18 protein-coding genes are annotated in these 15,350 nt (G+C 28.7%); 4 read left to right on the forward strand and 14 right to left on the reverse strand.

Going from position 1 to position 15,350, the window contains the following annotated elements:
* Positions 1–89 precede the first annotated feature (89 nt).
* From trpS to DYA59_RS01310, 4 genes are read left to right on the forward strand one after another with little or no spacing between them, the layout of a single operon-like run.
* Positions 90–1,079 carry a tryptophan--tRNA ligase gene (gene trpS / locus DYA59_RS01295; protein ID WP_115268603.1) on the forward strand — a complete coding sequence of 330 codons (990 nt, stop codon included), beginning with the start codon at positions 90–92 and terminating at the stop codon, positions 1,077–1,079.
* A 45-nt stretch (positions 1,080–1,124) separates the two neighbouring features.
* A complete protein-coding gene (locus tag DYA59_RS01300) occupies positions 1,125–3,377 on the forward strand; it encodes an MGH1-like glycoside hydrolase domain-containing protein (RefSeq protein WP_115268605.1) in 2,253 nt (750 codons plus the stop codon).
* Between the two features lie 34 nt (positions 3,378–3,411).
* Positions 3,412–4,236 (forward strand): thymidylate synthase, encoded by an 825-nt coding sequence (thyA, locus tag DYA59_RS01305; RefSeq protein ID WP_115268607.1) that lies wholly within the window; start codon positions 3,412–3,414, stop codon positions 4,234–4,236.
* On the forward strand, positions 4,237–4,722 hold the full coding sequence (locus tag DYA59_RS01310; RefSeq protein ID WP_115268609.1) for a dihydrofolate reductase: 486 nt from the start codon (positions 4,237–4,239) through the stop codon (positions 4,720–4,722). It abuts the gene before it with no gap.
* Positions 4,723–4,754: 32 nt separating this feature from the next.
* Here DYA59_RS01310 and DYA59_RS01315 read toward each other — a convergent pair whose 3' ends face one another.
* From DYA59_RS01315 to DYA59_RS01380, 14 genes are all read right to left on the reverse strand, one after another.
* Complete coding sequence (locus DYA59_RS01315; protein WP_115268611.1) at positions 4,755–5,051, reverse strand: hypothetical protein; 297 nt, start codon at positions 5,049–5,051, stop codon at positions 4,755–4,757.
* Between the two features lie 14 nt (positions 5,052–5,065).
* On the reverse strand, positions 5,066–5,821 hold the full coding sequence (locus DYA59_RS01320) for a hypothetical protein (RefSeq protein ID WP_115268613.1): 756 nt from the start codon (positions 5,819–5,821) through the stop codon (positions 5,066–5,068).
* Positions 5,822–5,830: 9 nt separating this feature from the next.
* A complete protein-coding gene (locus tag DYA59_RS01325; RefSeq protein ID WP_115268615.1) occupies positions 5,831–8,026 on the reverse strand; it encodes a heavy metal translocating P-type ATPase in 2,196 nt (731 codons plus the stop codon).
* 1 nt (position 8,027) lies between these two features.
* Positions 8,028–8,414, reverse strand: coding sequence for an HMA2 domain-containing protein (locus tag DYA59_RS01330; protein ID WP_147368817.1), 387 nt, complete (start codon positions 8,412–8,414; stop codon positions 8,028–8,030).
* Positions 8,411–8,905, reverse strand: coding sequence for an HMA2 domain-containing protein (locus DYA59_RS01335; RefSeq protein WP_115268620.1), 495 nt, complete (start codon positions 8,903–8,905; stop codon positions 8,411–8,413). Before DYA59_RS01335 ends, DYA59_RS01330 begins: the two co-directional genes overlap by 4 nt.
* Positions 8,906–9,061: 156 nt before the next feature.
* Positions 9,062–9,406, reverse strand: coding sequence for a DUF2023 family protein (locus DYA59_RS01340; protein WP_115268622.1), 345 nt, complete (start codon positions 9,404–9,406; stop codon positions 9,062–9,064).
* 1 nt (position 9,407) lies between these two features.
* Positions 9,408–9,884, reverse strand: coding sequence for a flavodoxin (locus DYA59_RS01345; RefSeq protein ID WP_115268624.1), 477 nt, complete (start codon positions 9,882–9,884; stop codon positions 9,408–9,410).
* Between the two features lie 137 nt (positions 9,885–10,021).
* Positions 10,022–10,480 carry a cyclophilin-like fold protein gene (locus DYA59_RS01350; RefSeq protein WP_115268626.1) on the reverse strand — a complete coding sequence of 153 codons (459 nt, stop codon included), beginning with the start codon at positions 10,478–10,480 and terminating at the stop codon, positions 10,022–10,024.
* A complete protein-coding gene (locus DYA59_RS01355; protein WP_115268628.1) occupies positions 10,458–11,000 on the reverse strand; it encodes a flavodoxin family protein in 543 nt (180 codons plus the stop codon). Before DYA59_RS01355 ends, DYA59_RS01350 begins: the two co-directional genes overlap by 23 nt.
* A complete protein-coding gene (locus tag DYA59_RS01360; protein WP_342767464.1) occupies positions 10,997–11,860 on the reverse strand; it encodes a metallophosphoesterase in 864 nt (287 codons plus the stop codon). Before DYA59_RS01360 ends, DYA59_RS01355 begins: the two co-directional genes overlap by 4 nt.
* The gene (locus tag DYA59_RS01365; protein ID WP_115268632.1) at positions 11,848–12,084 is read right to left on the reverse strand and encodes a hypothetical protein; all 237 of its coding nucleotides are present in this window, start codon (positions 12,082–12,084) and stop codon (positions 11,848–11,850) included. Before DYA59_RS01365 ends, DYA59_RS01360 begins: the two co-directional genes overlap by 13 nt.
* A complete protein-coding gene (locus DYA59_RS01370) occupies positions 12,072–12,461 on the reverse strand; it encodes a MerR family transcriptional regulator (protein ID WP_115268634.1) in 390 nt (129 codons plus the stop codon). The genes DYA59_RS01365 and DYA59_RS01370 overlap by 13 nt, the downstream gene beginning before the upstream one ends.
* 115 nt (positions 12,462–12,576) lie before the next feature.
* Complete coding sequence (locus DYA59_RS01375) at positions 12,577–13,821, reverse strand: dicarboxylate/amino acid:cation symporter (protein ID WP_115268636.1); 1,245 nt, start codon at positions 13,819–13,821, stop codon at positions 12,577–12,579.
* Between the two features lie 129 nt (positions 13,822–13,950).
* On the reverse strand, positions 13,951–15,345 hold the full coding sequence (locus tag DYA59_RS01380) for a potassium/proton antiporter (RefSeq protein WP_115268638.1): 1,395 nt from the start codon (positions 15,343–15,345) through the stop codon (positions 13,951–13,953).
* Positions 15,346–15,350 lie beyond the last annotated feature (5 nt).

Genomic DNA, 15,350 nt, shown 5'->3' on the forward strand with positions numbered 1-15,350 from the left:
AATAGAGTTTCTATTCTGATAACTATAGAAAGAAAACTTGTATTATGTTATAATATTATGAAATTATAATACTATTTAGGAGGGACATAATGAAAAGAAGTTTATCAGGTATTCAACCTAGTGGAATACTTCATCTTGGGAACTATTTTGGAGCTATGAAACAATTTATAGATGCCCAAAATAGTGGAGAGTATGATGGATTTTATTTTATAGCTGACTATCACTCTCTGACATCACTTACTGATCCAAAATCTTTAAAGGACAATACATACAATATAGTTTTAGACTATTTAGCACTTGGACTTGATCCTAACAAATCAACTATATTTTTACAATCAGATGTTCCAGAGCATGTTGAACTTTCTTGGCTATTATCTAATGTAACACCGGTTGGTCTATTAGAAAGAGGACATTCATATAAAGATAAAATAGCTAAAGGAATTTTTCCTAACACAGGATTACTTACTTATCCAGTTCTTATGGCTGCTGATATACTCATGTATGATGCTGATGTTGTGCCTGTAGGGAAAGATCAAAAACAACATCTAGAAATGACTAGAGATATTGCTATGAAATTTAATCAACAATATGGAGTGGAGCTATTTAAACTTCCAGAACCTCTTATCTTAGATGATTCAGCTGTAGTTCCTGGAATAGATGGACAAAAGATGAGTAAGTCTTATGGAAATACTATTAATATGTTTGCCAGTAAAAAAGAATTGAAAAAACAAATTATGAGTATTGTAACTGATTCTACTCCACTTGAAGAGCCAAAAGATCCAAATAATAATATAGCTAAGTTATATACTTTATTCGCCTCTATTGAAAAACAAAATGAGATGAAAGAAAAATTTTTAGCTGGAAATTATGGGTATGGGCATGCTAAAGCAGAGTTATTAGATGCAGTGCTTGAATATTTTGGAGAGGCTAGAGAAAGAAGAGAAAAATTAGCTCAAGATATGGATTATATTCATACAGTATTATTTGAAGGTGGAAAAAAAGCTAGAGCTATAGCTCAAGAAAAAATTATGAAAGCTAAAGAAGCTGTTGGTATCATAGGAAATATGTATAAATACTAAAAACCAAAATATTGTAAAATTTTAAATAATAAAAGGTGGTAATGTATGAAAAAAATAGCAACTTTATTGAGTATTATAGGAGCATGTTCAGCTTGTTCAACTATTGAACCAAAGTCTGAGGTTAATTCTTCAGCTATAGAAAAATATAACAATATTTTAAATATTCACGGAGATCCTAGAGAATATACTTATTTTGAGCCTAGAAAAGAAACTGATAAAACTGGAACTAATTATATTAATAGTTTTGTAGATTTAGGAGCTTGGCATGGATATTATCAACCTGAAATTGGAAACTTTGAGCTCTATGGAGGATTTGCAGGCCCATTTTATTTAGCAGAAGAGTATGCTGCTAATCTTTCTAACTCCTTTAGCAAACTCTCAATCGAGGATTCTAATTCAGGAAAAATTTATAACTTAAAGGATGGAAAAGCTCAGTTTAATTATTATCCTGGAAGGTTAGAACAAATTTATACACTTGAAGATTTTGTCCTTAAATTAGAACTTATCTTTGCTAGTAATAGAACGAGTTTAATAAAAACAGAGATTATAAATAGATCAGATAAAGATTTAAATCTTAATCTCATCTGGTCTGGAAAAATATATAATGAGTTTCAAAGTTGGAATGAAGAGAAAAATAAATATGAATCAACTGCTCTAGACAATTCTCTAATTGTTACAAATAGAGGAATCAAAGTAGATTTCAAAGAAAAAAGACTTGTATGGGATTATATGATAAGTGATGAAGCTCAATTCAAAGTTACGCATGACTCAGAGATCGAAACAAAAATATCAGGAGATAGTTATACAAGTAAACTTACTAATGTTCTTATAACTCCTGGAAATACTTATACTCATCACAGTACAGAAACTTTTACTTTTACAGAAAAAGAAGCTAATGATGAGGCACCAAAAATTTACCTAATCTTAGCTGATCCTCAAAAAGTATTTGATGAAAACACAAAAAGATGGAGTGACTATTTAAGAAAATCTATTACTAATCCTCAAGATAAATATAGTAAAATAGCAGTAAAATCAATAGAAACTCTAACAACTAACTGGAGAAGTGCAGCTGGTGCTTTAAAACATGATGGAATTACTCCATCTGTAAGTTATAAGTGGTTTAATGGGCTATGGGCTTGGGATTCTTGGAAACAAGCTGTTGCAACTGCTAATTTTGATGGAGAACTAGCTAAAAATAATATCAGAGCTCTTTTTGATTATCAAATTCAAGCAAATGATGAGATAAGACCTCAAGATAAGGGAGCTATTATTGATGCTATCTTCTATAATACTGATGAAGATAGAGGAGGAGATGGTGGAAATTGGAATGAAAGAAATTCTAAACCTGCTTTAGCTACTTGGGCTGTATGGAAAGTATATGAGGCTACAGGAGACAAGGAATTTTTAAAAGAGATGTATCCCAAATTAAAAGCTTATCATGAGTGGTGGTATACCAATAGAGATCATAATAAAAATGGTATTGCTGAATATGGAGGAATGGTTCACAGATATAATAACTCTCCAGAAGAGATTATTTTAGCTGCAGCTTGGGAGAGTGGAATGGATAATGCAGTTAGATTTGATGTAGAAGGTTATGGAGAGGATGATATTGGGGTTAAGGTTTTTGAAAATAGAGATGCTCAAGAAAATTTAGTAGGATATTCTATTAATCAGGAATCTGTTGATTTAAACTCTTTTTTATATGCTGAAAAGGTATATTTAGGAAAAATTGCTGATACTTTAGGTTATACTCAAGAAAGTAAAGATTTTTTTGAAAAAGCTGTCTATGTTAAAAACTATATAAATGATAATATGTATGATGAGGCTACAGGATATTATTATGATCTACAATTTGATCATGCTGGAAATACTAAGTTACTTGTAAATAGAGGAAAGGGAACAGAAGGATATATTCCTTTATGGGCTAATGCTGCTGATGATGAAAAGGCAAAAAAAGTAGTAGAAAATATTTTAGATGAAAATGTTATGAATACTTATTTACCATTTCCAACAGCTGCTAAAGATAATCCTAAGTATGATCCTACTAAATATTGGAGAGGTCCTGTATGGTTAGATCAAGCATATTTTGGAATAATTGGATTGAATAATTATGGTTATAAAAAAGAAGCTCGAGATCTCACTATTAAATTATTTGAAAATTCAGAAGGACTTTTAGAAGATGGAGTAATAAGAGAAAACTATAATCCAGAAACTGGTGAAGGATTACATTGCTCTAACTTCAGTTGGTCTGCTTCTGTCTACTACCTATTATATAAAGAGTTTTTCTTTAATAAATAATTATGATTAAATATAAAATTAGAAGGAGGTAGTAATGGCAAAAATTGATAAAATATACAGAGATATAGTAGAAACAATTGATAAACATGGAGTATGGAGTGAGGGAAATGTAAGAACTAAATATGCCGATGGAACTCCTGCCTACTATAAAAGCTATATTGGATATCAGTTTAGATTAGATAATTCAACTGATGAAGCACATCTTATTACTACAAGATTTGCTCCAAATAAAGCTCCTATTAGAGAGCTATATTGGATATGGATAATGCAATCTAATAATGTAGATGAATTAAATAAATTAAAATGTAAATTTTGGGATGAATGGAAAATGGCTGATGGAACTATAGGTAAGGCCTATGGCTATCAAATTGCTAAAAAAACTTTTGGTTATAAAAGTCAACTTGATTATATAATAAATGAAATCAAAAAAAATCCTAACAGTAGAAGAATAATGACTGAAATTTGGGTACCTGAAGAACTTCATAAAATGGCACTTACTCCATGTGTCCATCTCACTCAGTGGAGCGTAATAGGAAATAAGCTTTATCTTGAAGTTAGACAAAGAAGCTGTGATGTTGCACTAGGACTTGTAGCTAATGTTTTTCAATACTCTATACTTCACAAATTAGTAGCTATGGAGTGTGGTCTTGAAGCTGCAGATATCATATGGAATATTCATAATGTACATATCTATGATAGACATATGCCAGTACTTTTAGAACAAATTAAAAGAGAAGAGTTTGAGGGAGCAACTTTGAAAATAGAAAATTTTACTTCTATATATGATTTTAAACCTGATGATGTAGTCATAGAAAACTATAGATATGGGGATAAAATTTCTTATGAGGTGGCTATATAAATGAAAAGACCTGAAGTAAATATAATAGTTTGTGTTGCTAAAAACAATCTTATTGGAGATAAGACACCAACAGGAAATGGACTTCTTTGGCACTCTAAAGAAGAACTGGCCTATTATAAAGAAAAGACTGTTGGAAATGTCGTTATCTTTGGAAAAAATACTGCTAAATATGTTCCAATTGAGCTTATGAAAAAAAACAGGGATGTCATTGTTATCTCTTCTAAAGATAATTTTGATGAAATTATAGATAAATACAAAAATACAGATAAAAAAATTTTTATCTGTGGAGGAGCTACTGTATATAAAGCTTATCTTGAAAAATATCCAGTAGATAATATTTATATTTCTAAATTAAAACCTCATGTAGAGGTAAGTATTCCAAGTAATCCTCTCTATTTCCCTAAAGTAGAAGATTTTGGCTATACTGTTTTTGAAACTAAGGAGTATCAAGATTTTATAGCTTATACTTATAAGAAAAAAAGATAGCAAAATGCTATCTTTTTCTTTTACCAAAATTACTATTTTGTTTCAGCTACTTCACAAGCTTCACAAGTAGCTCCATTTAATTCTCTTTCAGCTAGGATATCTTCAATGTGCTCTTTTGTTTCTGTTAAAGCTTCTACTGACATAGCTTCATAATTAACAGAGTCACAAGATTTTATATTGATACCTTGATTTCTTAAAAAAGCATCAACCTTAGTTTTATTTTTTTTGTATAGATAGTATCCTGCTACTGTTACTCCTATACCTACTGCAGCTCCTACTACATGGGCTTTTGTTATTTTTCCATTTCCACCAAATCCAAATCCGAACATGGTAATACCTCCTATTATTTATTTATTGTAATATACTTTTCTGTATTTTTAGACATATTTTTATTTTTTCTGAAGAAGATATGATAGATTAAATCACCAATGTTATCTATGCTATTATCTTCACAAACATTTGCTATATAGTAATCTTTATTTTCCTGTTTGTTTTTTATTCTAAAAAATTTCACTTCTTTTGCATCATTATTAGTAGAAATAATATGTCTACCAAATGTAGTAAGCCAAATCATAGCTACTAATGAAAGTTTTGGAGTATCTAAAAATGATTTAACAAGATATACTGCAGGGAGTATTTCTAAATCAAATACGCCTTTTCTATTAGTTTCTATACAAGCGTGTTCTAATATGGCAGTTGATGTTAAAGAAATAGAAAACCAATTCATCATATTTTGTAGTTGAGTGTCTTCTCTGTTTATTAGCATATTTAATCCTGACATCAATATAGAAGCTCCTGAATAGATAGCAAAACTTTCTATCGCTTTTTGTTCTATACCATCTAAAAGTTTAACTGGCATCATTCCGTTTTCAATAGAAAAAGCCGTGAGTATCTTATAGATAGCTTCTTGGAGATTTATTTTTTCAGGATTGAATGTAGCTACTACACTTTTAGTTATAGGGCTATATTTTAATTCTATACTTTCGTTATCTTTAGTAACATTATCCTTAAAAGCCTCTAAAGATTTTATTGGTTCAGATAGTTTTAATCTCACTCTATTTGGCAACTTATGCATTATTATTACACTAAGTTTTTTCATTTTTTCTCCTTAATTTTTTAATTTGTATTTTAGAAGTTTTAAAGAATTTCCTACAACTAAGATTGTACTCATATTATGTATTATAGAACTATAAATTGCAGGAAGTATTCCAGTAGCTCCTAAAACTAGAGCAAAAGAGTTAATACCTATTGCCATAGCAAAATTTTCTTTTATTGTCTTAACAGTTTTTTTAGAAAGGCCGATTACTTCTGGAACTAATAAAGGGTCATCTTTTGTAATAGTTATATCAGCTGCTTCCATAGCTACATCTGTTCTTGTGCTTCCTAGCGCTACACCTATATTTGCATATGATAGAGCAGGAGCATCATTTATTCCATCTCCTATCATAACTACATTGCTTCCTCTTGACTGTAAAGCTAAAATATTTCTTGCTTTATCTTCAGGAAGTAGCTCTGATTCATAGCTATCTATTGACATTCTAGAAGCTATAGTTTGAGCTTGTTGTTCTAAATCACCTGTAAGTAATACTATTTCATCTATTCCCTGTCCTCTTAATCTATTTATAGTCCTTTTTATATTTTCTCTAGGTGGATCTGTAACTCCAATAAGTCCTATCAACTTGTCATTTTTAGCTACATATATTAGTATTTCTCCTCTACCTAAGATAAACTTCATTTCATCATGGGAGTTTTCTGTAGTAATACCGCTTTCTTCCATGAACTTTTTATTTCCTACTCTTATTATACTATTTTCTACTTCAGTTTCAATACCTCTTGCAACAACAATTTTATTTTCAGTATGATTAGGTATTTCTATACCTCTTTCTTTTACTTCATTTAAAATTGCTATTGCTAAGGGATGAGTAGAGGTTTCTTCTGCTGCAGCTGCGTATGCGAGCATCATATTTTCACTTAGGCTTTTATCAAGTAGTTTTATGGTTTGAACTCTAGGTTTTCCCTCTGTGATTGTTCCAGTTTTATCAAAGATAATTGTATCTGCTTTAGATATCTCTTCTATATAGTTACTTCCCTTGATAAGTATTCCATTTTTTGCTGCTGTATTAATAGCTGCTGAAAAGGCTGCTGCTGTTGATAATCTTATTCCACAAGAGTAATCTATAACTAGCATACTCATAGCTTTTTGAATATTTTTTGTAGCCCCATAGACTATACCAGCTAGTAAAAAGTTTAGAGGTATGAGTTGTGCTGAGAAATTATCAGCATAGTTTTGAATTTGAGCTTTATTAAAATTAGCATCTTCTACTAGTTTTATAATTCTTGAAACAGTTCTCTCATCTCCAACTTTTTCAGCTTCTATTGTGATATTTCCACTTTTTATAATTGTTCCTGCGAAAACATTTTCACCGACTTTTTTAGTTACAGGCATGTATTCACCTGTTATAGAAGATTGGTCAATATAAGCTTCTCCTTTGGTTATTATACCGTCAACACTTATTTTTTCTCCGGTTTGGACAACTATTTTGTCTCCTTTATTGATTTCTTCGATTGCTACCTTTTGGATACTTCCATTATCTGTCACTTTCCAAACATAGTTTTCACCAACGCTTAGCATATCTTTTATAGCTCCTCTGGTTTTTTTCATTGTATATACTGTAAGAAGTTCAGCAAACTCTTCCATTATCATGATAGTAAGAGCTGTTTTTTCTTTACCAAGTAATAAACTACTTATTATGGCGCTAGAGCTTAATGTATCAGCATTAGGTCTTTTATTTTTAACTAGACATCCCAGTCCATTTGATATAACAGGAGCAGCAAGAGAAAGTACTACTAAAGTGTTGGGATTAAGCAATCTTTTTATTCCTATAACTGGAGCTACAGGAGCTTTTTTAAATATGTTATATAGTAAAAGTATACCAGCAGCTGCCATTTTTTTTATAATTTCTTCAGGAGATTCCTCTTGTAACTTTCTTTCTATGACTATATTTTTATTACTTTCTATTTTTTCATTTTTGTATATCTCCACTAGATAAACATTTAAAGTGTTTTGGATAAAGGCTATCAAGTTATCATCAGTGACGTTTATATCGTCAAAATAAATAACTACTGTTCCTGTGATACTACTAATTTTAGCACTTTTTATATATTTTACCTGTTCTAGTTGATTTTCTATTTCAGTTTTCAATCTTCCCAAATATTTTAAAGACTTAGATTTTATACGAATTCTACCTCTTATCTTATGAACTACTTCACAATATAAGAGATGCCCATCACTTCTACCATTCATCTTATTTTCCTTTCTTTAATTCTTTACATAAAATTTCATAAAATTTATCTAAGTTTTTCTCTATCTCCTCAACTGACATTTTATTGTAAACATCTTCATTTTCAACTATTTTTTTCCATACAAAATTTAACCAATCTAGAATCTTTTTTTCGTTTGTAAGTTGTGGATTATATGTTACAAGTACTTTACTTGTAATATATGAATAGGTGATCTCTTCTATTCCTTTTTCCATTTTGATTATACTTGTAGTATAATGTTCATATTTTTTCATATCTTCAGGAACTTTATCTAATCCAGGAAATTGTAATCTTAGTCTCCCTGGAATACTATGAATTACCTTTATTTTATTAAAGTATAAAAAAGCTGATTTTAAGAGACTATTCACTATTTTCCTCCTTTAGATATAATGTTGTATCCCCACCATAACAAATTGACACCATTTGGCATTATAGGATTTTGTCTAACTTTTCTTATTCCGTATATTATAAATAAAAGAGCTATCGAAGTCTTTAAATCTAATATGCCTTTTGTTTTGTTATAAATCATGAAATCTATACTCTCAAGCATCTCATTCATAAAAGAGAAAATTTTTCCATTTTTCTTTTCAAAAACCTCATCTTCTAAGCCTAGAACATTGAGCACAGCACCCATAAGTGTTATAGGATCAATAAGTTCTTCAGAAAACTTTATAAGAACACTTCCTATTAAGGTATTTACAGTCATATCCTCTATCCCATCAAAAGTAGAAAATTTTTCAATTAAAGATTTTGCTTTTTCCTCATCACCTATGAGGATGTTAACTTTTAATCTTAATCTACCTTTTATATAATGTTGTACTTCTAATATTCCATAAAAGTCTGGGAGCATATTTTTGTTCATTTGATCACCTTTTATTTATAATTTATACTTATTTAGTTTATTGTCATAGTATACACTTTTTTTTTTAATAATTCAATACGTTTTAAGATAATTCTGATATTTTATATCGGATATGAAATATAAAAAGCAGACCTTATATTGGACTGCTTTTCACATTTAACTAACTTTTTTTCTGCTTATGTATCTTTTACATTGTTGTTGTATATTGTAACCTAGTAATACTCCTAGTATAAAATCCTCTTCTGCCGAATATTCTCTAAGTGAACTTTTTTTGAATTTTTTTAAAACTTCTATACATTCAGATGTACCAAAGAAAATATTAACATAATTAGATTTTAGAGACTCTAAAATATATGTATAACTAGATTTATCTAATCTTTCTTTAATTATTTCAAAATTTTCAGTAGTAGTAGTTAAAAGAGCCAAACTTCTAAGACCTTTATTCAATTCATATATCATATGAAAAAATACACCAAGTTCATTTCTCTTTTGTTCACTCATATTATTTTACCATTTCTACCCAAGCATTTATTCTTTCGTCTGTAAGTTCACTTTGGTTGTTTTCATCGATTACTAGTCCTACAAACTCATCATCTACTACTGCTCTTGAACTACTAAAAGAATAACCATCAGTTGAAGTTTTTCCTACTAAAGTTATTCCCATATCTTTAATTTCTTCATAGATAGCACCTATTGCATCTACGAATGTATCTCCAAATCCAGCTTGGTCTCCTACACCAATAAGAGCTATTTTTTTCCCAGATAAGTTTTTAGTTTTTAATTTATCTAATGCATCATACCAATCATCTTGTAAGTCACCCATTCCCCAAGTAGAAGTAGCAAATATAGCAAAATCATAATCCTCTACTTTATCTATTTCAGTAGCTGGTAAAACCTCAGCTCCTAATAACTCTCCTACTTTTCCTGCTATCATCTCAGTTGTTCCTGTTGTACTTCCAAAGAAAATTGCTGTTTTCATAATTAACCTCCTCTAAACTTCTAATCTAACACAATTATACTATCTTTTATTTTGTTTGTCAAATTATTTATAAAAAAAATAAAAAGAGAAGTATAGTAATCCAAACTATACTCTCTTTTATCTCTTGAAAAATATCTTTAATTTTTTATATATTTTGTAAAAATTATTTCTAGATTATGGTCAGTTTCACTAATATTTTTTTGTAATCTATCTTTTTCAACTATCCTTCCTAGTTTTGTATAACTATATGAAGTATAAAAACTTTTATAAAATAGCACTATACAATCATCGCCATATAACATTAAATCTCCAACTTCTATATTTCCACTATAACTTCTATCACTGGGAATTTTTTTAGAGATTATTCCATATTTTTCATTTCCATTTAATTCCTTTACTTTAATTTTTAAAGGTAATCTTTCTAAAAATATATCAGCACTTTTATTATCTTCTAACTCTACTTTGTAATGTTCATTTTTTATAATAACTTCTATAATTCTCATATTACTTTCCTCTATATTAACAGCTTTACATATAAAATGAAAACTTAAAAATAAAATTATATAAATTTTTCTAAACATTTTTTCCAAGTTCATAAGCCTCTCTTAACTTTTCTTCATATCTCTTTATAGAGCCTACTACATCAGCTCCAACACCTCTTACTACTCCTTTTAATCTGCTATTTTCAAAACATTCAATCCAACCTTCCAATCCCATTATTGCTCTATCGATAGCTCTTTCATCTGTATCTGCTGCAGTTGCTAAAAGATAGATATCTTTAAATTGGTATTCACTTGGAAATAGAGGATTTGTTCTATCTAATAGAGTCTTCATCTGTCCTGCCATCTCATAAAAATATATTGGAGTGGAAAAAACTACTACATCAGAATTTTTTATTTTTTCTATAATCTCATTAGCATCATCTTTTATTATACATTTTCCTGTATTTTGACAACTTAAACAACCTTTACAAAATTCTATTTTTTTATTTACTAAAGATACTTTCTCCACAATATTTTGGCTTTCCTCTGCTCCCTTTAAAAAATAGTCAGCTAAAATATCCGAATTTCCTTTCTTTCTAAGAGTAGTTGATATTACTAAAACTTTTTTATTCATATTTCTCCTTCCTTTCTCAAAATATTTATAATAACATACTCTGAATTTCCTGCTGTTCTAATAGGATAACCCCAACCACTCAATCCAGATGTTACTATTACATTAAAATTCTCAAACTCCTTTTGTCCATAAATTAACTCTGCTAAATTAAAAAATTTTATTAATAGATTAAAAGGAAAAATCTGTCCATTGTGAGTATGCCCAGATATTTGAAGATTATATCCTAATTTACTATTTTTTTCTAAATCTGTAGGTTGATGACTTGCTACTATTATATATTTATTTTTATCCACTTCTTTTATAAGCTCTTCACTATCTTTTTTATTTTTAAATATTCTATCCTTTCTTCCTACAAGATTAATATCTTTATTAATATCAATACCTTTATCTTCTAATATATAAATATTTTCCTTTTCTATTGCTTCTTTTAACTCCTTTAAAGTATAATTAGGTTTTTTAGTATATCTAGACATATCGTGATTTCCATATATAAAATACAGTCCATATCTATTTTTTATCTTCCCTAAAATTTTAAATACCTCTTTTACTCCTTGTAGAGTAGTTCCTTCATCTACTATATCTCCACCTAATATTAAAAAATCTAAATTTTCTTTATTTAATTTCTCTACAACTTTTTCTAATTTTTCCATATTTAAAGAGTTCCCATAGTGTATATCACTTATAAATCCTATTTTATATCCTTTTTCTGAAATATTTTTTTCTGTAAATATATTATACTCTACTCTCTTTATATTATTGATATTATAATATCCATAACAAAATAATAAGAAAGTTAATAAAATTGGTAAAGAAAAACTATTATAGAGAAAACTCCAACCTTTTAAATCTATTTTTTTAATATTAAATTTAAAATTTCTATTACTATTCCTATTTCAAAAAGATGAAGTAGTATTAAAAACCACATTCCAAAAATATTTATTCCTGGAATCATTATTAATAATAAAATTATAATTACTACTAATTTACTAAAATTAAATTCTCCCCAACTATTTATTCTCAATAACACTGTATAAAAATACATTGTCATTATTCCTAATAATATAATAGGGATTATTCTAAACAATCTTTTTCCTCCTTTATACTTTTTTCTATATCTATTGTATAAACTCTCTCTATTTTTTTATTTAAATATTCTAAAGTCTCTTTTAACTCCTCTATTTTACTTACCAACTCTTCTCTTTGCTCAATAAGTAAATTTTTTCTTGACTCTTTAGTAGAATCTCCTAATTGATATAAAGTTACATATTCTATTAAAACCTCTATTGGAAGTCCAGCTTTCCTCATACATTTTATAAAATTTATCCATCCAATAGAGTTTTCATCATAATCTCTTATTCCACTTTTATTTCTTGGTACTGGTGGAATAAGTCCTATTCTCTCATAATATCTTAAAGTATCTGCACTTAACTCAAGCTTTTTACTTACTTCTGCTATTGTCATATTAACCTCTCCTTTTATTCTCTTTCTTCTACAATAACATTTAGAGTATACTCTAAGTCAAGTATTTTTTATAAAAAAAATGCTGGCATATTCTACCAACATTTCTTTAAAGATTTTATATAGCTTCTTTTAGTTGTTCTCCCTCTGTTTTAGCAATGACTAAAGTACAAACTGCATCTCCAGTGATATTTATCATTGTTCTAAACATATCAACAAATCTATCTATTCCCATTACTAGTCCTATTCCTTCAAGTGGAAGACCTACTTGTACTAATACCATTCCTAGCATTATAACTCCAACTCCAGGAACACCTGCAGTTCCTATTGAAGCTAAAGTTGCTGTAAGTATTATTGTAATATAATTTCCCATTGTTAAATCTACTCCATATATCTGTGCTATAAATATTGTTGCAACTCCTTGCATTACTGCTGTACCATCCATATTTATTGTATTTCCTAATGGGATAGTAAATGATGAAATTGCTTTTGATACCCCAAATGTCTCTTGCATTGATTTTAAAGATGATGGAAGACAAGCACTACTTGAAGCAGTAGAGAAACCAACCATCATAGTAGGAGCAAAATTTTTAAAGAATTTTATAGGGTTATATTTTCCAAATAATACTAGAATTCCTTGATATGTAACTAAGCAATGAATAAATAGTATTATTACAACACCTATAAAATATTTAAATAGAGGTAATAGTGCTACATATCCTAATGTTGTAAATGTCTTAGCTATCAATCCATAAACTCCAAATGGTGCAAATATCATTATTATTTCTACTAATTTTAAACTTAAAGAATTTCCCTCTTCAAATACTTTTTTTATGTTACTAGCTTTATCTCCTAAAAGAGAGAGTGAAATTCCCACAAGGATAGCAAAAACTATAATTTGTAACATATTTCCAGTTGCCATAGCTTCTGCAGGATTTATTGGGATCATCTCAAGTAATATATCAACAAAGGGCTTAGTTTCAGAAACAGTTACCTCAGATACAGCAATATCACCTATTCTAACACCTTTACCAGGATTTATTATATTTCCTCCAACTAAAGCTAAAATAACAGCAAAAGCAGTTGTAGAAAGATAGAATACTAAGGTTTTTATTCCTATTCTTCCTAATTTAGTAACATCTTCTATACCGGCTGCACCTATGACTAAAGAGCATAAAACTAAAGGTACTACTACCATTCTTATAGCTCTTACAAATCCATTACCTAAAAGATTGAAAACAAAATTAAGTAAATATTTACTTACAAATGGATTATCTTTTAATGGATGTAAAACTAATCCTGTAATTACTCCTAATATTAAAGCTATAAAAATTTTTGTAGTTAAACTTAATTTTTTACTCATTGTCCTCTCCCTTGAAAATTATTTTCTTTTTTTTATCATTTTAAAAAAATATTACAAAATTAATTATATCATATTTGATGAAAAAATCAAATATTTTTTGAGAAATTTAAAAAATTATTTTCTTTAAGTTTAGATAATACTTAATAAAATCTTATCTCCTACTTTTAATACAACATCTCCTGAAGGAATGATATCTTTATCTCCTCTTCTTATGGAGATAATATGCATACTTTTAGGTAAAGTAAGTTCTTTTATAGCTTTGTTTACATATTCAGAGTCTTTTTCTACAAATAATCTCTTAATGGATAGTTCTTCTAGTTCTTCTAAATTTATTTCAGTAAGACCATTATCCTTCTCTTTTTCAAAAAGATTAAAAAATTTAGCTAGAGGTTTTAAAGTCATTCCTTGAATAATAACTGAAAATACAACTATATAAAATACCATATTAAACATCGATTGAGATTTTCTAAGTCCCTCAGTAATTGCCATCGTTGAAAATATTATTGGGACAGCTCCTTTTAATCCTGCCCATGAAATAAATAATTTTTCTTTTAAATTATAATTAAATTTTTCTAGTAGTAAAAATACGACTGCTGTTCTTGAAACTATAGTAATTAAGATTGCCAAAATACTTCCACTTATCATAACTTTACCTAGTTGACTTGGAAAAACTAGAAGTCCTAATAAAACGAACATCATTATCTGCATGAGCCAAGATAGTACTCTCATATTCCTAAAACTATTTATTTTAAAGCTAAATCTTTCGTTCCCTATCAGTATTCCCATAAGATAAATAGCTAAAAATCCATTTCCTCCTAATATTGAAGTGAGAGAAAAACATATAAAAAGAAAGGCTATTAGGTGTATTGTTAAAAATTCTTCTCTTTCTATTTTCAAGAACTTTCCAATAGGTAGAGTTATTTTTCCAAATACTACACCTAAGGCTCCTCCTATAACTATTTGCTTTATTAGAAAAAAAATTCCACCTAAGATTGATGGACCATCAGTTTTAAACATAGAGATTATAAAAAGTATTAAAGCATAAGCCATAGGATCATTACTTCCTGATTCTATTTCTATTACTGTTTTCACTTTTTTCTTTAAATTTGAATCTCCTAAAACAGAAACAACTGCAGCTGCATCTGTTGATGAAACTATTGCTCCAAAAAGTAAAGCTTCTTTAGGTGTGAAATCTGTAAGAATAAAAGCAAAAAAAGCTGCAAAAAGAGTTGTTAAAAATACTCCTAGTGTTGCTAATATTCCACTTGGGTATAAGGATGAGAGTGCATCACTTTTCTTAGTTTCTAAGGCACTTGAAAAAAGAATAAATAGTAATGCAAAATTTCCTATCTGTTGTGTAAGTTCTGCATCATCAAAATATATACCACCTATTCCCTCTGAACCTGCTAGTATTCCTATAAATAAGAACATAATAAGCAATGGAACTTGTACCTTTTTTGATAATCTAATTGAAAACAAACTGATAAAAAGTAGAATCCCTGCTGTCAAAACTTTGTATTCCATCTCTC

This window comes from Fusobacterium necrogenes, from assembly GCF_900450765.1.
Taxonomy (GTDB): domain Bacteria; phylum Fusobacteriota; class Fusobacteriia; order Fusobacteriales; family Fusobacteriaceae; genus Fusobacterium_A; species Fusobacterium_A necrogenes.